Annotated in this window: 21 protein-coding genes; 8 read left to right on the top strand and 13 right to left on the bottom strand. The window is 66.3% G+C overall.

All coding sequences use genetic code 11. From position 1 onward, the window contains the following. Genes E4P09_RS05720 through E4P09_RS05705 form a run of 4 tightly spaced genes read left to right on the top strand, consistent with a single transcriptional unit; the run spans position 1 to position 3291 of the window. Positions 1-864 carry a branched-chain amino acid ABC transporter permease gene (locus E4P09_RS05720; RefSeq protein WP_137388570.1) on the top strand — a complete coding sequence of 288 codons (864 nt, stop codon included), beginning with the start codon at positions 1-3 and terminating at the stop codon, positions 862-864. Further along, a complete protein-coding gene (locus tag E4P09_RS05715; RefSeq protein ID WP_137388569.1) occupies positions 861-1853 on the top strand; it encodes a branched-chain amino acid ABC transporter permease in 993 nt (330 codons plus the stop codon). Before E4P09_RS05720 ends, E4P09_RS05715 begins: the two co-directional genes overlap by 4 nt. Continuing rightward, positions 1850-2593 (top strand): ABC transporter ATP-binding protein, encoded by a 744-nt coding sequence (locus E4P09_RS05710; protein WP_137388568.1) that lies wholly within the window; start codon positions 1850-1852, stop codon positions 2591-2593. The genes E4P09_RS05715 and E4P09_RS05710 overlap by 4 nt, the downstream gene beginning before the upstream one ends. 2 nt (positions 2594-2595) lie before the next feature. Beyond that, positions 2596-3291 (top strand): ABC transporter ATP-binding protein, encoded by a 696-nt coding sequence (locus tag E4P09_RS05705; protein WP_137388567.1) that lies wholly within the window; start codon positions 2596-2598, stop codon positions 3289-3291. A gap of 12 nt (positions 3292-3303) precedes the next feature. Here E4P09_RS05705 and E4P09_RS05700 read toward each other — a convergent pair whose 3' ends face one another. From E4P09_RS05700 to solA, 4 genes are all read right to left on the bottom strand, one after another. Further along, on the bottom strand, positions 3304-3645 hold the full coding sequence (locus E4P09_RS05700; RefSeq protein WP_205042017.1) for a hypothetical protein: 342 nt from the start codon (positions 3643-3645) through the stop codon (positions 3304-3306). A 102-nt stretch (positions 3646-3747) separates the two neighbouring features. Next, complete coding sequence (locus tag E4P09_RS05695; RefSeq protein ID WP_137388566.1) at positions 3748-4470, bottom strand: amino acid ABC transporter permease; 723 nt, start codon at positions 4468-4470, stop codon at positions 3748-3750. Between the two features lie 108 nt (positions 4471-4578). Then, a complete protein-coding gene (locus E4P09_RS05690) occupies positions 4579-5343 on the bottom strand; it encodes an ABC transporter substrate-binding protein (protein WP_137388565.1) in 765 nt (254 codons plus the stop codon). Positions 5344-5455: 112 nt separating this feature from the next. After that, positions 5456-6616: an N-methyl-L-tryptophan oxidase gene (gene solA / locus E4P09_RS05685; RefSeq protein WP_137388564.1), complete on the bottom strand. Its 1161-nt coding sequence runs from the start codon at positions 6614-6616 to the stop codon at positions 5456-5458. Positions 6617-6756: 140 nt separating this feature from the next. On the opposite strand from solA, the gene E4P09_RS05680 reads away from it, so the two are divergent. The 3 genes from E4P09_RS05680 (at position 6757) to E4P09_RS05670 (ending at position 10491) form a co-directional block, all read left to right on the top strand. Beyond that, positions 6757-7644, top strand: a complete 888-nt coding sequence (locus tag E4P09_RS05680; protein WP_137388563.1) for a LysR substrate-binding domain-containing protein — start codon at positions 6757-6759, stop codon at positions 7642-7644. A 205-nt stretch (positions 7645-7849) separates the two neighbouring features. Next, positions 7850-9499, top strand: a complete 1650-nt coding sequence (locus E4P09_RS05675; protein ID WP_137389255.1) for a class I adenylate-forming enzyme family protein — start codon at positions 7850-7852, stop codon at positions 9497-9499. Continuing rightward, entirely contained in the window at positions 9496-10491 is a 996-nt protein-coding gene (locus E4P09_RS05670; protein ID WP_137388562.1) for an NAD(P)H-dependent flavin oxidoreductase, read from the top strand. Before E4P09_RS05675 ends, E4P09_RS05670 begins: the two co-directional genes overlap by 4 nt. On the opposite strand, the gene E4P09_RS05665 is transcribed toward E4P09_RS05670, so the two are convergent. Next, positions 10414-10743: a DUF3870 domain-containing protein gene (locus E4P09_RS05665; protein WP_137388561.1), complete on the bottom strand. Its 330-nt coding sequence runs from the start codon at positions 10741-10743 to the stop codon at positions 10414-10416. The genes E4P09_RS05670 and E4P09_RS05665 overlap by 78 nt on opposite strands. 124 nt (positions 10744-10867) lie before the next feature. On the opposite strand from E4P09_RS05665, the gene E4P09_RS05660 reads away from it, so the two are divergent. Further along, positions 10868-11899 carry a histone deacetylase family protein gene (locus E4P09_RS05660; protein ID WP_137388560.1) on the top strand — a complete coding sequence of 344 codons (1032 nt, stop codon included), beginning with the start codon at positions 10868-10870 and terminating at the stop codon, positions 11897-11899. A gap of 16 nt (positions 11900-11915) precedes the next feature. Here the strand turns inward: E4P09_RS05660 and E4P09_RS05655 are convergent, their stop codons facing one another. The 8 genes from E4P09_RS05655 to E4P09_RS05620 are packed head-to-tail and all read right to left on the bottom strand — an operon-like array spanning position 11916 to position 19778. Further along, complete coding sequence (locus E4P09_RS05655) at positions 11916-13295, bottom strand: aminotransferase (RefSeq protein ID WP_137388559.1); 1380 nt, start codon at positions 13293-13295, stop codon at positions 11916-11918. A 49-nt stretch (positions 13296-13344) separates the two neighbouring features. Further along, complete coding sequence (locus tag E4P09_RS05650) at positions 13345-14127, bottom strand: enoyl-CoA hydratase/isomerase family protein (RefSeq protein ID WP_239025033.1); 783 nt, start codon at positions 14125-14127, stop codon at positions 13345-13347. Beyond that, positions 14124-15311 (bottom strand): CaiB/BaiF CoA transferase family protein, encoded by a 1188-nt coding sequence (locus tag E4P09_RS05645; protein ID WP_137388557.1) that lies wholly within the window; start codon positions 15309-15311, stop codon positions 14124-14126. Before E4P09_RS05645 ends, E4P09_RS05650 begins: the two co-directional genes overlap by 4 nt. Then, the gene (locus E4P09_RS05640; protein WP_137388556.1) at positions 15308-16057 is read right to left on the bottom strand and encodes an enoyl-CoA hydratase/isomerase family protein; all 750 of its coding nucleotides are present in this window, start codon (positions 16055-16057) and stop codon (positions 15308-15310) included. Before E4P09_RS05640 ends, E4P09_RS05645 begins: the two co-directional genes overlap by 4 nt. Next, positions 16050-16994 (bottom strand): hydroxymethylglutaryl-CoA lyase, encoded by a 945-nt coding sequence (locus E4P09_RS05635; RefSeq protein WP_137388555.1) that lies wholly within the window; start codon positions 16992-16994, stop codon positions 16050-16052. Before E4P09_RS05635 ends, E4P09_RS05640 begins: the two co-directional genes overlap by 8 nt. Beyond that, positions 16991-17809, bottom strand: coding sequence for an ABC transporter permease (locus E4P09_RS05630; RefSeq protein WP_137388554.1), 819 nt, complete (start codon positions 17807-17809; stop codon positions 16991-16993). The genes E4P09_RS05635 and E4P09_RS05630 overlap by 4 nt, the downstream gene beginning before the upstream one ends. Continuing rightward, entirely contained in the window at positions 17809-18720 is a 912-nt protein-coding gene (locus tag E4P09_RS05625; protein WP_239025032.1) for an ABC transporter permease, read from the bottom strand. The genes E4P09_RS05630 and E4P09_RS05625 overlap by 1 nt, the downstream gene beginning before the upstream one ends. Continuing rightward, positions 18717-19778, bottom strand: coding sequence for an ABC transporter ATP-binding protein (locus E4P09_RS05620; protein ID WP_137388553.1), 1062 nt, complete (start codon positions 19776-19778; stop codon positions 18717-18719). The genes E4P09_RS05625 and E4P09_RS05620 overlap by 4 nt, the downstream gene beginning before the upstream one ends. Positions 19779-19792 lie beyond the last annotated feature (14 nt).

Below are 19792 nucleotides of genomic sequence, written 5' to 3'. Positions count from 1 at the left end.
ATGCTCGCCACCGCCCTCATAGGCCTGAGCATCGCCACTCTGCTGTTCCTGCTGGCGGCAGGGCTCACCCTGATTTTCGGCATGCTGGGCGTCATCAACTTCGCCCATGGCGCGCTCTACATGCTCGGGGCCTTCATCGCCTATGAGGTGGCAACCCGCACCGGCAGCTTCTGGATCGCGCTGGTGCTGGCGCCGCTCGTCGTGGCGATCCTCGGCGGTGCGATCGAGTGGCTGCTGCTCCGGCCGCTCTACGACCGCGATCATGTCGAGCAGCTGCTCATGACCTTCGGCGCCATCCTGGTGATCGAGGAGGCCGTGCGCCTGATCTGGGGCTTCGGCTATCGGGACGTGCCTCTGCCGGCCTCGCTATCCGGCGCGGTGCCGATCATGGGCGACGACGTGGCGGTCTATCGCCTGTTCCTGCTGGGGGCGGGTCTCGTCGTGGGCCTTGGTCTGTTCTGGCTGATCGAGAAAACGAGGCTTGGCATGGTGCTGAGGGCCGCCATGTCCTATCCGATGATGGTGCGCTCGCTCGGCATCGGCGTCGACAAGGTGCGCACCCTGGTCTTCGCGCTCGGCGCGGGGCTCGCTGCGCTAGGCGGCGCCATCGCCGCACCGCTGTTGCCCGTGCAGGTGGGCATGGGCTTCACCATCATCATCGATTGCTTCATCGTCGTCATCCTCGGCGGCTTGGGCAATATCCGTGGAGCGGTCGCCGCCGCGGCCCTGCTGGGCCTGGTGCAAGCCTTCGGGCAGACCTTCATTCCCGCCTGGATCGACGTTGCGACCTATCTGGTGCTTGTCCTCGTCCTGCTGATCCGCCCGCAAGGGCTGTTCAGCCTCGCCCCGGGGCGCAAGGCATGAGCCCGTTCGTTCGGCACCTCCTCCTGTCGGCCCTCCTTGCCGGAGGCGCGGCGGGGCTCGCCCTCACCGCAGGCGACGGGGTGCAGTACATCATCGCCCTGGTGCTAGTCTGGGCCATCTTCGCCGTGGGGTTCGACCTCGTGTTCGGCGTGGCCGGGATCATCTCCTTCGGCCATGCCGCCTTCTTCGGAACCGGCGCCTATGCTTACGCCATCCTGACGCTCACCTATGAGGTGAGCCCTCTGCCCGCCCTGGCCGCCGCCAGCTTGGTGGGGGCAGCGGTGGGGCTGAGCTTCGCGGCGGTCACCCTGCGCCAGTCGGGCATCTACTTCGCGCTCACCACCCTGGCCCTCGCCCAGCTCATCCATATCCTGGCCGAGGTGAAGCTGAAGGCCTGGACCGGCGGCACCGACGGCCTAGCCGGGGTGCCTCGGCCCGAGTTGCTCGGCATCGACTTCTATGATGACGGCAATTTCGCGTGTTTCGTGGCCGCAGTGTTTCTCGCGCTGATGATGCTGAACGCGCTGCTGCGTGCGTCACCGTTCGGGCAGGTGCTTTCGGCGATCCGGCAGAACGAAACGCGGGCCGGCCAGCTCGGCTACGATACGCGCCGCTACAAGCTCGGCGCCTTCGCCATCTCGGGTGCCTATTCCGGGCTTGCCGGCGCCTTGCTCGGGTGTCTCGTCATGTTCGTGGGCCCGGACATGACCCGCTGGACCGCCTCGGGCGACGTGCTGATCATGACGGTGCTCGGCGGCCGCGGCACCTTCCTCGGACCCGTGGTCGGCGTGGCGGTGTTCGAGGGCCTGAAGGAGGGGATCAGCGCCTATACGGACCATTGGTACGGCCTGCTGGGTCTCATCTTCATTCTCGTGACCCTCTACATGCCGGGCGGAATCTGCGGGCTGATCTCGCGGCACGTGCCGAAGGTGTTCACGCGGCCGGCGTCCGGCCCGGCGCTTGCGATCGAGCGGAAGCAGACGCCATGACGGCCGCCAGTCTCTCATGTCGCGACATCGCTGTGCGCTTCGGCAGCTTCCAGGCCTTGTCGGACGTGAGCCTGGCCTTTGCACCCGGCCGGATCACGGCTCTTATCGGCCCGAACGGCGCCGGCAAGACGACCCTGCTCAACGTTCTCGCCGGGTTGCAGAAGGCGGTCGGCGGCTCCGTTGTCCTGAACGGTCAGGATATTTCGGCCTTGCCGCCTTACCGGCGGGCGCGTGCCGGCCTTTCACGCTCGTTCCAGATCGTGAACGTCTTCCCGCAGATGACCGTGTTCGAGAACCTGCGCCTGGCGCTGCAGCATCGCCACATGCGCATGTCGATGCCCTGGCGCACGGTGGGCTCGTTCACGGCGCTCGCCGAGGACGCGCGCGAGCGCCTTACCCGGTTCGGCCTGGCGCAGCATGGGGATGACGTCGCCGCGTCGCTGTCTCATGGTCAGCAACGGGCGCTGGAGCTTGCTCTTGCGCTTGCCGGCGACCCGCAGGTTCTGCTGCTGGATGAGCCGCTGGCGGGGGTCGGGCAGGATGAGCTGCCGAAATTCGCAAGCCTCATCAGAGCGCTTGCCGCCAACCGCACGACCGTGCTGGTCGAGCACAATATGGACGTGGTCATGGCCATGGCGGACGAGATCGTGGTGCTGGTGGGCGGCACAGTGCTGGCCAAGGGCAGGCCCGAGGCCGTGCGCAACGATCCGCGCGTACGCGATGCTTATCTGGGGCGTTGACCATGCTGTCTCTGGAACGGGCTTCGGTCTTTTACGGCGCCGCGCAGGCGCTGCATGACATCTCGCTCTCGGTCAAACCCGGCGAAGCCCTGGCGCTCGCCGGCCGCAACGGCGCGGGCAAGAGCACCACGTTGCGGACACTTGCCGGCCAGCTCCGCTGCCGCTCAGGCGGGCTCGTCCTCGATGGGGCGCGCCTCGACAAGCCGAGCCCCGAGGCACTCAGCCGAGCCGGCATCGCCTATGTGCCGGAGGATCGGCAAGTCTTTCCGACGCTCACGGTGGAGGAGAACCTGGCGATCGCCCAAGTGGCCCACCGCTCGGGCTTGTGGACGGCCGACCGGGTCTACAGCGTCTTTCCACGACTGGCGGAGCGGCGGAAGGCCTTGGGCCAGGCACTCTCCGGGGGCGAGCAGCAGATGCTCGCCATCGGCCGCGCCTTGATGTGCAACCCGCGCATTCTGCTCCTGGACGAGCCGACGGAAGGCCTCGCCCCGAACATGGTGCAGTCCTTGGTGGGCGCGATGCGGGACATCCTCGCAAGCGGCCTCGGCGTCATTCTGGTGGAGCAGAATTTCAGAGTGCCCAAACAGCTCGCCGACCGTTTCGTCATCTTGGACAGCGGGCGGGTCGCTTGGACAGGCGATGCGGTCGCCCTGGCCGACAACGAAGCCACTGCCGCCCGCCTGCTCAGTGTTTAGCCTAGCTGCGGCTCAGGCCAGACCGATCTTGCCATGCGAGGCCATCACGCGGTGGTGCTCGACGAGCTCCGGACGCTCGAGCAGAAAGCGGTCGTCATCGGGATAATAGCGCGCCAGCTCGGGCCGCGGGCCAGCAAAGGCGCGGACCGCATCCATGGATTGCCACCAGCTCAGCGTCGTCACCTCAGTTGTCCCGTCGCCGAGATCTCGGAGCAGGATCTGATAGCCGAGACTGCCCGGCGTGCTTCCGTAGTCATCGCCACCTGTGCCGAGCACATAGGCCACATAAGCCTGCTCGTCGGCGGTCCTGATCCGGCCGGACCATTTGCGAAGGATCACGTGCGTATCTGTCATTTCCCTAACACCCGACGTTATGAGGACCTGAATTATGCTGCGAGCCGCATTGCAGTTCGATCATGCCGGCGTCCGCATCGGCCGGACCGGCATGCCGAACGGTCATCGTGCGGCGCTCCGCGCCAGCCGCTGTTCCAGCGCATGACTGAAGGCGGTCAGGAACGTGGTGAGCGCGAGATAGACGCCAGCGACCGTGATGAAGACCGGGACCGGGCGGAAGCTCTCCGCCTGCACACGGTTGCCGACGAGCGAGAGTTCGACGACGCCGATGACGTAGGCAAGGCTCGAATCCTTGAGCAGCGCCACGATGTTGTTGACCAGGGGCGGCAGCGAAAGGCGCACCGCTTGCGGTAAGACGACGAGCAGAAGCACTTGTATAGGACCGAGCCCAAGCGCCTGGGCGGCCTCGCGCTGGCCGCGTGGGATCGCGAGAATGCCGGCGCGGATGACCTCGGAATTGTAGGCGCCGACATTCGCGGAGAGCGCCAGCACTGCCGACCAGAAGCCGGAGAGTTCCAAACCCGGCAGCAGCGCCGGCAGGGTGAAATAGACGAACAGGATCTGAACGAGGAGCGGCGTCCCGCGCATGATCCAGACGTATAAGCCCGCCGCGTGCTGCAGCCATGGCTGCCGTGCAAGCCGAGCGAGCGCGACCGCAATGCCGACCAAAAGCCCGACGCCGCCAGAAGTGAGCGTGAGGAGAACGGTCATGCGCGCGCCCTCGCCGAACTGCACGGCCGCCGGTCCGATCGGTTCGGGCATCAGAGCGAGCGGAAAGGGCAAGCCCCAGAGAACGGCGAGGAGGCCGGCTAGTGCGCCGACCATTGTCCATGTTTCATCGTGGAGCCTCGCGCCGACCGAAGGCTTCGCCCGTGCGGGAAGAGACGCTGGTGGTGATGACATGCGCCCTCCTGATCCGCCCATCGCCGATCGTCAATCGGGGCAGCGGATGTCACGTTTGAAATAGCCCTCGGAGATCCTGGCGTAGGTGCCATCCGCGAAAACCTGCTCGAGTGCGTCGTTGACCGCGTTGCGCAGGCTGTCATTTCCCTTCTTGAACGCCATGCCGTAGCGTTCCTCATAAAGGAGATCGCCGATCGCGAGCTTCGCCTCGGGGTTCTTGGAGGCGGCATCGAGGGCAGTGAGCTTGTCGGAGATCCACACCTCGGTGCGACCGGCGAGCAAGTTCTGGAGGGCATCGGTATCCTTCGGGAACGTCCTCACCTCCTTCACGCCAGGCACCTCCCGCACGGCCGCGAGATAGGTGGTGCCGACCTGCACCCCAACGACCTTGCCGCGGAGGTCGGCGGCCGTCTGGGCACCGCCCGGCTTGGCGACAATGGCAGCGCCGCTGCAGACATAGGGGATGCTGAAGTCGACGGCTTTCTGCCGCTCCGGCGTAATGCCGTGCCCTGCGACGACGAGATCGTAGCGGTCCTGTCCGAGCCCGACGAGAAGGGCATCGAAGGAGAGGGTCACCCATTCCGGCGTGACCCCAAGCTTCTCGGCGATGGCATTGCCGAGCTCGACGTCAAACCCGGTGAGCTCCTTGCCTTTGAAGAAGTTGAACGGCGGGGTGGCGCCCTCGGTCGCTATCTTGATCGTACCGGATGCTTTCACTGCTTCAAGGTCGCGCGCTGCAGTTGGCGCGGCAATCGCCAGGATGAGGCTGACCGCAATGAGAAATCGCGATTTCATGGTTCTCCCCTTCTTTCTCTTGTAAGGCTCGTCTGGATCGCCTCCAGTCCCGCAGATCCCACGATGGCGGTAGCGGTCGTGCCGTGCGGGTCGGTGATGGGCTCGTGCAGACTCATGCCGTTGCGCTCCGAGCCGACGGGCGGAGCGCCGGCCGATCGATGCGGAAGAGATCGAGGTCGATCGAAGGCGTTCCGTCCATGGCGAGGTCCGCCAGCACCTCGCCAAACAGCGGGGCGAACTTGAAACCGTGACCCGAGCAGGGCGAGGCGATCACGACATGCGGATAGGCAGGATGGCGATCGAGGATGAAGTCCTCGTCCGGCGTGAGGGTGTAGCGGCAGGTTTCCGCGCGGGCGGCTTGGGCGTCGAGGCCTGGCAGGATACGCCGGACCTCGGCTTTCAGCCGTTCGAGAAGCGCTCGATCGATCGCGTTGTCGCCGTCGAGGGCCGGACGCTTGTTTTCGATCATCAGCTTGAGGCCGTCCTCGCGGAGGAGCGGGAAACCGGAGGCGAGGCGCCGGCCGCCCAAATGGAAGATGAACACCGGCAAGCGATCGGGACCGTGAAGTGCCGGGTCGTGCGGACGGAAGAAGACGACCTGTTCCTTGGAGGCGCTGATCGGCAATGTGCAACCGAGCGGTTGCAGCAGCTTGTCCGTCGCGGCGCCTGCGGCGATCACCAGACGATCGGCACCGTAAGCCGCTTGCGGTGTCTGCAGCTCGACGCCGTTTGCAAGCGGCTTGATAGACAGGACCTCCTCGTGCTCCCGGAGATTCACGCCCGCGCGCCGTGCAGCCGCGGCGAGCGCGTGCAGGCAGCGGTCCGCATGGAGCACGCCGGCATCTGGCTGCAGGAGGGCTCTCGTGCCCTCGGGCAGGCGGAACTGCGGGAAGCGGCGCGCGATCTCGTCTCGGTCGAGGACCTCGTAAGGAACGCCGGCGGCGGTCATGGCTCTCGCCGTCTCGTGCCACGACTCCACCGGGGCGAAGGCCAGATCGAGCCCGCCCGTGATGCGCATGAGCGGCTCGCCCGCCTCCTCGCTCAGCCGCTCCCAGGCAGGATAGGCTGCGCGGCTGAGCGCGATATAAGCGGTATGGGCATAGGCGAGGCGAATGATGCGCGAGCGGCCGTGCGAGCTGCCACCTGTATGACCGAGATGGGCCTTCTCGAAGAGCACGACGCGCTGCTTTCGCAGGGCGAGCGCGCGAGCTGCCGCACAGCCCATGACACCGCCGCCGATCACCGCAACATCGAAGCGCGTAAGGGAGCTCATTCCAAGGCCTCTTTCGGCGGAACTCGGCCTGTTGCAGTGGGTGTTACGGCCGGCTCGTTGCCATAGCAACGGAACTTCTTTGCCTTGACAAACGGCAATTCCTAATCAAGCTGCATTAGGATTGCTTATGGATTGGCAGGATGTCGCGCCTCCCACCGTTGCAGACGCTGAGAGCGTTCGAAGCTGCGACGCGCCTCGGAAGCTTCACGGCGGCAGCTCGCGAGCTCAACATCACACAGTCGGCGGTGAGCCAGCAGATTCAGCTGCTGGAGAGCGCGTTGGGCAGGCCGCTCTTCAGGCGGCTGCCTCGGCGTCTTGCTTTGACGAGCGCCGGTGAACTGTTTGCTCCGGCGGTGCGCCAGGCCCTGGACCTGATTGGCGAGGCGGCCGATCGCATGCACGGCGATGCGCGGCCGCGTGAGCTGGCCGTCGCGGTGGTCCCTTCGCTCAGCGCCCGCTGGCTCGTGTCGCGACTGCCCTTGTTCCACGCGCTTTATCCCGACATAGACGTTTCGATCTATCCGGCATTCGAGCCCTCCGATGTTGAGACCTGCGGCGCCGATCTCGGCATTCTCTACGGCGGCGGCCGCTGGCGCGGCGTCAGCTGTGAGCTCTTGTTTCGCGAGAATGTCTTTCCGGTCTGCCGGCCCGATCTCGTGTCGCAGCCTCTCGAGAGCGTCGACGAGATCTTCGGTCTGCCTCTGTTACGCGATGCCGATGCCAGGCACGAGTATTGGCCGGCTTGGCTCACCGCTGCCGGCGCCCGCCGCCGTGTCGTGGACCGCGGTCCACGCTTCGACAACCTGAGCGATATGATCACGGCTGCGACCGAGGGGCAGGGCGTGGCGCTCGTCCGTAGCCTTCTCGTACGCGATGATCTGCGTGCCGGCCGGCTCGAGCGTCTATTTGCGACCGAGATTCCGGCCCGTTATGCCTATTATCTGGTTTGGCCGAAAAACGCGCGAGAGCTGGCGGCGGGCCGGGCATTCCGCGATTGGATCATCCAGAAGATGACCGAAATGGCGTAGTCGACGGCACAGCTGGGCGGGCCGGTCTTGACAAGGCCACGGCCGGACGGCATTCAAGCCGGAGCTAGGAGAGTTTCCGGCGCCGTACTGAGAAAGCCGCGGCGCGAGTGCCTACGGCGCATGTGAAGGAATTCAAACCGGCGGATGCTTTGGCGAAAGCGCCATGGCACCGCCGGTTTTTTATTTGGAGAGGCGCCAAGTGACCATGGAGCACAGCTCGGACCTATCGGTCAGCGACCGGTTTCCCGATATTCCCGCGACCATCCCAGCCGCCCTGGACAGGGCGGCGCAACGGGAGCCGGCGCGCGAAGCGGTGGTCGAGGGGAAGAACCGCATCACCTATGCGGCGCTACAGGACGAAAGCCTTCGCGTCGCGCGGGCGCTCGTGGGGGCCGGCATCAGGGCGGGCGACCACGTGGCGCTTTGCGCCGGCAACGAGGTCGAATGGGTGGCCGTCTTCTACGGCATCGTCAGGATCGGTGCCGTCTGCGTGCCGATCAACACCCGGCTGTCGCCCGCCGAGATCGCGGTCCAGCTGAAGCTGTCCGATGCACGCCTGCTGATCACCGTCGAAAGCTTGCTCAAGATCGATTTTCTTAAGGTGCTCCGGCAGATCTGTCCGGGTGTGGACCGTGCTCTTCCCTCGCCTGAGCTGCCGGCACTGGCGAAAGTGGTCGTCATCGGCGCCGCCCCCGCCGCTTGCGAGACCTTCACGGCCTTTCTCGAGCATGGCCGCGGCTACCAGCTTCCGGCGCCGCCCGCACCGGATGACGCCGCCCTTATCCAGTTCACCTCGGGCTCCACATCCTTTCCGAAGGCCGTGCTGCTCACCCATCGCAACATGGTGACGGATGCGTATTTCGTCGGCCTGCGCATGGGCGTGCGGCCGCAGGACCGCTATTTGAGCGCGCGCCCCTTCTTCCACGTGGCAGGCTCAACGCTCGCCGTGGTGCTGGCGAGTGTTCACATGACCACGCTGGTCACGATGAAGCGCTTCACCGGCGAAGATGCGCTGAAGCTTATCACCGGGGAGCGCTGCACGCTCACCTCCGGAAACGACACCATGTATCTGATGATGCTGAACAGCCCGGAGTTCCGGCCGCGCGGCTATACCCTGCGGGGCGGCTGGGCGGCCGTCAGTCCCACCATCATGAAGCGCATCGTGGAGGCGTTTGGCGCGACCGAAACGATCACGGCCTATGGCTTGTCGGAAGCCTCGCCCAACATTCTGGCTTCGGACCACCGCGATCCGCTGGACGATCGCATCGCCGGCTGGATGCGGCCGCATCCGGGGCTTGAGGTGCGCATCTGCGATCCCGCAACCGATGAGGCGCTTCCTGCAGGCGAGCGCGGGGAGATCCGGGTGCGCGGCTGGTGCGTGATGAAGGGCTACTACAACAATGCCGAGGCGACTCGCGCCACCATCACGCCCGACGGCTTCCTGAAGACGGGCGATATCGGCGTGATGCGCGCCGATGGGCGCTTTGCCTTCGTGGGCCGGCTGAAGGAGCTCATCCGCGTGGGCGGGGAGAATGTGGCGCCGGCTGAGGTCGAAGACGTGCTCAACGGCCATCCCAAGGTGCGGCAGGCGCAGGTCTTTGCCTTGCCGGATCCGCGGTTGATCGAGGTGCCGGGCGCCTATGTGGTACCGCGCGAGGGCGAGGTCCTGACCGCCGAGGAACTGACGGAATGGGCGCGCGCACGGCTCGCCGGCTTCAAGATGCCCAGGCACATCGCGGTGATCGAGAGCTTCGATGCGATCGGCCTGACGGCAAGTGCAAAGGTTCCCAAGCGCCTGCTCATCGAGCATGCGCTGAAGCACTTCGGCCTCGCCCGCCCGGAGGTGACATCATGAGAACGCGCTTCACCGAGGCGTTCGGGGTTGCCTATCCGATCGTCCAGGCCGGCATGAGCTGGGCCTCGTCCAACGTCGCCTTGCCGGCGGCGGTGTCGAATGCCGGCGGCCTCGGCGTGCTCGCGGCCGGACCGATGTTCGTCGAGGATTTCCGTGCCGCTCTGCGCGCTTTGAAACAGGCGACCCACCGCCCCTTCGCCGTCAACGTCCCGCTCTATCGGCCGCGGGCTGGCGAGGTTCTCGACATCGTGCTCGAAGAGAAAGCACCGATCCTGATCGCCTCGCAGGGTGGGCCGAAGCAGTATGTGGAGCGCTTCAAGGCGGCAGGGGTGAAGTGCATCCACGTGGTCGCCTCCGAGCGCCATGCATTGAAGGCGCTGGAGGCCGGTGTCGATGCCATCGTGGTGGTGGGTGGCGAGGCCGGCGGACATCCGCCGCCGGATCAGGTCTCGACGCTTGTGCTGGTGCGGGCGGTCGCGAAGGCTGCGCCCGAGGCGATCCTGATTGCCGGCGGCGGGATTGCCGACGGGGCCGGCATCGCCGCGATGCTGGCGCTGGGCGCGGACGCAGCCCAGCTGGGCACGCGCTATCTCGCCACGCGGGAGGCGGGCGTGCACGATGCCTATAAGCAGGCGGTGCTCGCGGCGGGCATCGCGGACACGGCCCTGGTCGGCAAGGGCCTGTCGCCGATCCGGATGATCGCCAACCGCTTTTCAGCGCGTTACCTGGAGAGCGAGGCGGCCGGCGCCGATATCGAGGTGCGGCGAGGCATTTTTGCACAAAGCTCACTCAAGCTCGCCGCGCTTGAAGGCGACGTCGACAATGGCAAGCTGGAGGCCGGTCAGAGCGCCGGTCTCATCGGGGATCTGCCCGGCGCAGCAGCGCTGACGGAGCGGCTCGTCGACGAGTGCCGCTCAGCCCTTGCCCGATTGTCGGAATTCCACATAGCGCTGGAAGGCGGCCTGCAGCGCAACCTGAAGCGCGTGTTTTGAGGGCGTATGCATTTTCCTGTCCACCAGCTTGAGCAGTCCTTCCAGGCCGTCCGTCAGCTTGTAGCCAATGATGGTGCGGCGCAGGAAGTCACGCGCCAGATCCGTGATGAAGGTCGCATCCGCGGCGACGATGGCGTGGGTGGTGCAGTCGACCTCCAGCACGACACCGATCCATGTCATGGTCTCCGCCATGCCCGTGCCCCTCGGCGCTTGGGCATAGCCGCTGACGAGCACGGTGTTCTGCTCGGACATTCGCTCTCCCTGGATCTGTGGCCACCTGCATCAAACGGCCCGTGCGGCCTCGTGTCAACGAAGCGAGAAAGGGCTGCGCGACGCGAGCGCGGCGGCCCTGCCGTGAGCCGGATGCGGAGGATAAATGATCACCGTTTTTCATGAACACGAGCTCGGGCATCGCGTGCGCACCCGGCTTTCCGGCGGGAGGCTGATTGACGCCGTGGAGACACCCGAGCGGCTTTCGGCCCTGCTCGAGGCAGCGAAGCAGTGCACCTCGGCCATTGTCGAGCCCGGACCGGCGGCGATGGACGTGATCCAAGAAATTCACGACCGCGGCTATTTGCATTTTCTGGAGACGGGGTTTGCGGCTTGGAAGGAGCGGTTTCCCGACAGTGTCGAGCTGCGGCCCAGCCTGCATATCAGCCCCTATATGCGCCGGCTGCCGGAGGATCTGCTCGGACGCGCCGGCTACTACATCAACGACGCGGCCAGCGTGCTGGTGGAGGATACGTGGCCGGCCGTGCTGGCCAGCGCCGCAAGCGCCCTCGAGGCCACTCGCCGCGTGCTCGACGGCGCGCCGGCGGCCTACGCGCTCTGCCGGCCGCCGGGGCATCACGCCTATCCCGACATGGCCTGCGGGTACTGTTTTCTCAACAATGGGGCGATCGCCGCAGCACGCGCCAGACGCTCGGTCGAGCGCGTCACCATCCTCGACGTGGACGTTCACCACGGCAACGGCACTCAGGCGATCTTCTATGGCCGACCGGACGTGCAGACCATCTCGGTGCACGCCGATCCGTCGACAACGTTTCCGTTCTATGCGGGCTACGCGGACGAGCGCGGCGCGGAGCTTGGCGAGGGATTCAACCTCAACCTGCCGGTTGCCCCGCTCTCGGGCGACGAGGCCTACCTCGCCGCCGTCGAAGAAGGGATTGCGGCAACCCGCGACTTTTCCCCTGATATGGTTATCCTCCCGCTCGGGCTCGACGCCTCGGAGGCCGATCCCTTCGCCTGCATGCGCGTGACGAGCGATGGCTTTGCCCGCATGGGCGAAATGCTGGGCGCCATCGGCCGGCCGACGGTGATCATCCAGGAGGGCGGCTATCCCTCGCCCATCCTCGGGCTCAACCTCATCCGCTTCATGGAAGGCTTTCGCGCGACCTCCGGTGCCTGAAGAGGAGGGGCATGAGCTATTTCAGGCCCTTCTCCCTGGCCCAGGCAAGCGTCTCGTCCAAGGCGGTCGCAAAGGTGGAGACGATCTCGTCGACCTCCGCGCGCGTGATGATGAGCGGCGGTGAGAACGACATGGTGTCGCCGAGGTTGCGCGTGATGAGGCCGCGATCGAGCGCGAATTTCGAGCAGGCAGCGCCCACCGCCAGCGCCGGATCGAAGGGCGCCTTCGTGTCCTTGTCGCGCACGAACTCGACGCCCGCCATCAGGCCGATGCCGCGCACCTCGCCCACCAGCGGATGCGCCGCCAGCGCCTGCAGGCGCTCCTGCAGGTAGGCCCCTGTCTCGCGCGCGTTTCGCGTGGTCTGCAGCGCGTCGTAGCGATCCATCGCCGCAACAGCCGCCGCGGCGCAAACCGGGTGGCCGCCATAGGTATAGCCATGGCCGAACACCCCCACCTTGTCCGATTGCCCGCGCATGGCCTCGAAGATCGACTCGGACACCAACACCGCGGAAATCGGTAGATAGGCGGAGGAGAGCGACTTGGCACAGGTCAGGATATCCGGCGTGAAGCCGAGGGCGTCGGCGCCCCAATAGCTGCCCGTACGGCCGAACCCGCAGATCACCTCATCCGACACGGCGAGGATATCGTATTTCTTCAGCACCTTGCCGATCGCCTCGAAATAGCCCTCGGGCGGCACCACCACGCCGCCCGTGCCCATGACCGGTTCGGCGAAGAAGCCGCCCACCGTGTTCGGGTCCTCCGCCAGGATCAGCTCTTCGAGCTCCCCAGCCAAGCGCTCCACAAACGCCGCCTCGCTCTCGCCCGGTCTGCCCTCGCGATAGAAATGCGGGCACGTCGTATGCAGGAAGCGATCGATCGGCAAATCGAACTCGCGATGAATATTGGGAAGGTGGGTCAGGCTTCCCGACGCGATGCCGGTGCCGTGATAGGCGCGCTTACGAGCGATGATCTTTTTCTTCGCCGGCCTGCCGCGCGCGTTCCAATAGTACCAGATGAGCTTGACCGCCGTGTCGTTGGCCTCCGAGCCGGAGCTCTGAAAAATCACCTTCGACATGCCGGGCGCCTTCTCGATGAGACGCTGGGCGAGATCGATGGCCGGATTGTTGGAGCGGTGGGCGAACAGATGGAAATAGGGCAGCTCGTCGATCTGCGCCTTCACCGCCTCCTTCACGGCAGTGTCGGAATAGCCGAGCGACACGCACCAGAGGCCGGCCATGGCGTCGAGATAGCGCTTGCCATCGTTGTCGAAGACGTACACGCCCTCGCCGCGCGCAATGATGAGCGGGCCGCCCGCCTCGTGCAGGCGGATATTGGTCTGCGGGTGCACCTGATAGGCGATGTCGCGCGCCGAAGGCGAATTGGCGATGAGGTTCATGTGGTTCTCCTGTCCTGGCGGGTGGCCGGCAATACCGCGTGTCTCCGGATCAGTCCGTCGCGTCGCCCTTGCCCCCGACGGTGCGGACGAAATTATCGATGCTCGCCTTCCACCCGCCATCGGCGAGCAGGCGTTCAATGGCGGCGAGCTCGATCCTGATGCCCGCATCGAGATCGGCGCAAGCACCGAGTTCCACCGCCTGCTTGGTCAGTACCATGGCAAGCGGTGGCGCCTCCGCAATCCGGCGCACCAGGGCGAGCCCCGTCTCGGCCAGGACTTCCGGCTCCACAATGCGTGCCACCAAACCAAGCGTGACCGCTTCCTCCACCGGCATTTGGCGGGCGGTGAACAGCAGCTCCTTCGCACGCGAGCGGCCGATGACGCGCTGCAGGCGCTGGGTGGCGCCCACCGTCCCCCAATGTGCCTCGGGAAAGCGGAAGCTCGCATTGCTGGCCGCGACCACGAAATCGCAGCTCATGGCGATCTCGCCACCGGAGCCCACGGTCGGGCCCTGAACGAGCGCGATCACCGGCCGTGTACAGCGCTCGATGGCCGCGTAAGCCTGAAAGGCAGCAATGCGCCGTTGGCGGATCCAAATCGCATCGCGATCCTTGCGCTCCTTCATATCCGCGCCAGCGCAGAACACGTCGCCTTTCCCCTCCACCAGCACCGCACGGATCTCAAGATCCCCATCGATGCGCTCGAAGGCCTCGCGCAGCGCCAAGCACATAGGCAGGTTGAGGGCGTTGCGCGCCTCGGGCCTGTTCAGCACCACGCGGACAATGGTGCCGTCGCGCTCCAGCAGGACCGGCGCTTCGTCGGTCATGGTCATATCACTCCTTCTGCGCGCAAGGCCGAAAGCTCCGCATCTGAAAGCCCGAGCCGGTGCCCCAGAATCGCATCGGTATCGGCCCCGAGAAGCGGCGGCGCGGCGGTTTCGGGATCGTCAAAGCTGGTGAAGCGGACGGGCGTGCGCAGCGCCCTCACCCGCCCGGCTCGGGGATGATCGAAAGCATCGACAAGCCCGCGCGCTTGCACGTGTGGGTCGTTCAGTGTCTCCACCACCGTATTGACCTCGCCCGCCGGTACGCCGGCCGCGCGCAAGGTCTCGGCGAGCGCATCGCGAGGATGTCGCGCGATCGCCTCGCCCATGGCCGCCATCACCCGGGAACGGGCAGCCACGCGGCCAGTATTGTGCGCAAGCTCCGGATCGGCGGCGAGGTCGTCGAGCTCCAGCACCCGGCAGATGGCGCGCCAGTGCTGGTCGCTGCCGCTGATATGCAACCACTTGCCATCGGCGCAGGGAAAGGCGGCCGATGGCACGCGGCCGGGATGCTCGGTGCCGCTGCGCTGCGGGTCCTCGCCGAGAATGAAATAACGGGCAGCGGCGATGGTCAGCATGCTGACCTGCACATCGAGCATGGAAAGGTCAACCCGCGTGCCCTTGCCCGATGCCTGGCGGCCGAGCACGCCGGCGAGGATCGCGATCGCGACCCACAGGCCGGAGGTCAAGTCGGCGAAGGGAACCCCGACCTTTGCCGGCGGGCCATCTGCATGGCCGGTCAGCGCCATCACGCCGGAGAGCGCCTGGAAGACGGTGTCGTAGCCATTGCGGTCGCTATAGGGGCCGGTTTGGCCGAAGCCGGTGGTGGAGACATAGACCAGGCCCGGGTTCTCCGCTGCGAGCTGCTCATAGCCCAGCCCGAAGCGGTCCATCTCGCCGGGCAGGAAATTCTCAACCACCACGTCGGCGCCGCGTGCAAGCGCCCGGGCAATCTCCTGCCCGCGCGGGGACTTGAGATTCAGCGTCACCGATTTCTTGCCGCGGTTGAAGGCGAAGAAATAGCCGCTGTCGCCGCTCTCGACCCTGGGTTCGAAACTGCGGGTCTCGTCGCCCGTGCCCGGCCGCTCGATCTTGATCACGTCCGCGCCCAGCTCCGCCAGGATCTGCGTGGCCATGGGCCCCGCGAGCACGCGCGTGAAATCAAGGATATTGAGGCCTTGCAGCGGCTTCATCCGGCGGCCTCGCGAAAGCCGCGCATCAGCGCGTTGACGTCGCGGCCGGCGGCCATGGCCGCATCGAAAGGAAGGTCCGCCACGCGATAGAACAGGCCCTTGGCCGCCGCCATGGCTCGCGGGTTGGCCGCGGCCCAAGCCTCGGCGATCTCCAGCGCGACATCAAGAATGTCGGAAGGCGCGGCGATCCGGTTGACGAGGCCCAGCGTCTTCGCCTCTTCCGCGCCGATCAACCGGCCGAGGCTGATCATCTCGAAGGCCGCCTTGCGGCCGAGCTGGCGCTGCAGGCCGGTCATCACCAGCGCCGGCACGATACCGTGCCTGAGTTCGGGATAGCCGAACTTGAGATCGCTCGCCGCCACCATCATGTCGCAACCAATGGCAAGCCCGGCCCCACCGCCAAGCGCCGCCCCCTGCACCGCCGAGACGATGGGTTTCGATGAACGCTGCAGCTGCGACTGCAGTCGGCAGGTGAGGTCAGCGCGCGTCACGACGAGGTGCTGCCGCTCCGGCGTGAGCTCCTTGAACTCCGAGAGATCCGCGCCGGCGCAGAAGGCGCGCCCTTCGCCGGCCAGCACGATGGCCCGCACGCCCTCGGTCGAATCCGCCTCCAGCAGCCCGTCGAGCAGGGCCTGGGTGAGCTCCGTATTCAGCGCATTGAGCTTGTCGGGGCGGTTCATGCGCAGGATGCGCACAGGCCCCCGATCCTCCACGATCAGTGGTTTCACCGCTATTCCTTCAGGCATGTTGCATTTTCCCGCGCGAAAGCCCGCCGAAGCCGGCGCGCGCCACCTTGCTGTCGAGCTCGCGCTTGAGCACCTGCTCGCAAAGGCGCGAGGCCGCCATCACTCGGTCAAGGTCGAGACCGGTGGTAATCCCCTCCGCCTCGAGCAGGTTGACGAGATCCTCGGTCGCCACGTTGCCCGTGTGGCCTTCGCCGTAGCGGATCGCAGCGGGATGGCCGCCCACGCCCCCGAACGACGAGTCGAAATGGCGGCAGCCTTCCTCGAACGCGGCAAGGCAATTGGCGAGGGCAGCGCCGCGCGTATCGTGGAAATGTGCGATCGGGCTCACCTCGGGCGCCTGCTCGCGCAGGATGCGGAACAGCCGCCGGACGCTGGATGGCGTGGCAAGGCCGGTCGTGTCGCCGATGGTGACGAGTCGAGCGCCCAGGGCGGCAAAGCGGCGTGCGTCCTCGGCCACCCTGTGGGGGTCGACGGCGCCCTCGAACGGGCAGCCGAGCGCCACGGAGATGACACCGACCAGCCGGAAGCGACCGCCGGCTATTCGCGCCATTTCTTCGATGCGCTGCCACTGGCCCGCGCGGCTCGTGCGCAGATTGTGCTCGGTATGCGCTTCCGTGGCCGAGGCGAGCAGGCTGATCTCGTTGGCGCCTCGGCCGGCCGCGAGGTCGGCGAGCGCACGCTCGACCGCATTGCGGTTCGGACATGTGGCCTTATACCAGACACCCGGCCTGCGCGAGATGCCGGCGAGCACGTCGCTCGCGTCGCGAAAGGCGGGCACCCGCTCGGGATGGCTGTAGCTCGTGGCCTCGATGCGCGGAAAGCCCGTGGTCGTGAAGGCGTCGATCAGAGCGATCTTGTCCGTGGTCGCCACGAACTCCGGCTCGTGCTGGAGGCCGTCGCGCGCGAAGCACTCGCAAATGGTGACCTCCGGCCTCATTGCCTGCTGTCTCCGGCGCGCTGCAGAAGCTGCGATCCCAGCAGGAGCAGGATCGACAGCCCGATGAGCAGGGACGAGATCGCCGCAACCGTCGGGTCGATCTGGTCGCGGATGTTGGCGAACATCAGCCGGGTGAGCGTCGCGGTCTCCCCGCTGGAAACGAACAGCGCCACGACGACCTCGTCGAAGGAGGTGACGAAGGCGAACAGCGCACCGGAGACCACCGACAGCTTTATCTGCGGCAGGGTGACGGTGAGGAACGCCCATGGCCGCGAGGCGCCGAGGCTCTGGGCGACGCGCTCCTGATTCATGTCGTAGCTCGCGAGCCCGCTCGACACGGCAATGACGACGAAGGGCAGCGCCAGCACCGTATGGGCGAGCACGAGGCCGGTGATGGTGCTGTTCAGCCCAAGACGGGCATAGACGAAGAAGCAGCCGATCGCCACGAGGATCAACGGCACCAGCATGGGCAGCATGAAAACCGCGCGCCCGGCGGTCACCAGCGCGCTGCGCACCCGCACGAGCCCGTAGGCCGCGAGGGTGCCCAATGCTGTGGCGAGCGCGGTGGTGATCAACGCCACGCGAATGGAGACGGAGGTCGCCGCACGCCATTCCGGCGAGGCGAGATAGGCCTCATACCAGCGCAGGCTCCAGCTGCGCGGCGGGAACTCCAGATATTGGCTGCCGGAGAAGGACATCGGCACGACGATCAGGCACGGCACGATCAGGAACAGGAGCACGGCACCCACCAGCCCATAGAGCCAGAGGCGCTGCAGATGGGTAATTTGGGTGGCGGTGGCGGGCTGGTTCAGCATCAGTGGCCTCCGCCCATGGCGTCGACCTTGAACAGCCGGCGCAGCGCGAGAAGGATCAGCCCGGTGACCACAAGCAGCGCCACCCCGAGAGCGCTCGCTGCGCCCCAATTGCCATAGACGGCGATGTTGTCGGCAATCCGCATGGCCCACATGGGCACGCGCCCGCCGCCGAGCAGCGCCGGCGTGACGAAGAAGCCGAGGCAGAGCACGAAGACGAGGCCGACACCCGCAGCAAGGCCCGGCAGCGACAGCGGCAGGAAGACCTGGCGGAAAGCCTGCGCGGGCGAGGCGCCGCAATTGGCGGCGGCGCGCACGAGCACCGGGTCGATCGCGCGCATCGAAGCATAGAGCGGCAGCACCAGGAAGGGCAGCATGATGTGCACCATGCCGACGACGGTGCCGAAGAAATTGTGGACAAGGGGGACTGGCTCATCGATCAGTCCGCTGCCGACGAGCCAGCTGTTGATGAGCCCCGTGCGCTGCAGGAGCACGAGCCAGGCATAGGTCCGCACGAGCACCGACGTCCAGAACGGCAGCATGACGAACACAAGGAGAATGGTGGCCGTGCGGCGCGAAACCTGCGACAGGAGATAGGCGACGGGATAGCCGAGCAGCACACAGAGCACGGTCACGAGACCCGCCACCTCGAAGGTGGTGATGAAAGTCTTCACATAAACCGAGCGCAGCATACGCTGGTAATTCACCAGTGACGGCTCGCCGGCCGCATCGAAGAAGGAGAGCCAGAACAGCCAGCCTATCGGCAGAACGAGCACGATGAAGATCAGCGCCGCGCCGGGAAGCGAGAGCGACCAAAGCGCGGCCCGCTCGCGGAGTTCCTGGCGCTTGAGCAGCGGTTCATTGAGCGTGCGGGTGGTGGTGGCCGTGCCTTCCATGAGAAGCGGCATCGTCATGGCCGGTCCGCCACCAGGATGGTGTGCTCGCGATCGAGCCAGAGGGAGATGTCCTCTCCCGGCTCGGGCAGTCGTTCGCCGGCAAGCTCGGGCGAACGGCGCAGGTCGATCTCGATGCCCTCGGGCAGCCGCAGCGACACGAGGTAACTGTCTCCCTGATAGATGACGCCGGTTGCTGTTGCGTCGATGCGGTTGGACGGCCTGCCCTCGGTCTCTCGCCAGCTCAGCCGTTCCGGCCGGACGACCAGCCACGGCTTCTCGCCCCCGGTCCAGGGTTCCCGCATGTCCAGGCTTCGGCCCTGCAGGGCAGGACCCGACGGGCTGATATCAACGGGGACGAAATGGGTATCGCCGATGAAGTCGGCGACGAATTTGTTGACGGGCCGGTTGTAGACGTCGTCCGGCGTGCCCAGCTGGACCACCCTGCCGTCATTGATCACCGCGATCCGGTCCGACAGGGTCAACGCCTCGCGCTGGTCGTGCGTGACATAGACCGTTGTGGTGCCGAGCCGCTGGTGCAGACGCTTCAGCTCGAGCTGCATATGCTCGCGCAGCTTCTTGTCCAGGGCCGACAACGGCTCGTCCATCAGGAGAATCGAGGGCTCGAACACGATGGCCCGGGCCAGCGCCACCCGCTGACGCTGGCCACCTGAGAGCGCGTTGATCCCGCGGGAGGCGAGATGCCCCATCTGCACCATGTCGAGCGCTGCCTGCACCCGCGCCGCCTGCGCAGCGCCCCTCACGCCACGCAGGCGCAGCGGATAGCCGACATTTTCCTGCACATCCATATGCGGGAACAGCGCGTAGTTCTGGAACACCATGCCGACATTGCGCTTGTTCGGCGGCAAAGCCAGGAACTCCACGCCATCGACCATCACACTCCCGCGGTCAGGCCGCACGAAACCGGCGAGCACATTGAGCAAGGTGGTCTTACCCGACCCCGATGGCCCGAGCAGCGTCAGGAACTCCCCCGCCGCGATGTCGAGGGAGATGTCATCCAGCGCCGTGAACGCGCCATAGGTCTTGCTGACCTTGCGGATTGAAACCTTGCCCGGCATGGCTGCCATCCACC

Source organism: Rhodoligotrophos defluvii (assembly GCF_005281615.1).
GTDB classification, from domain to species: domain Bacteria; phylum Pseudomonadota; class Alphaproteobacteria; order Rhizobiales; family Im1; genus Rhodoligotrophos; species Rhodoligotrophos defluvii.
The sequence above is the reverse complement of the archived record's forward strand: the minus strand, read 5'-3'. Positions and strand labels throughout refer to the sequence as shown.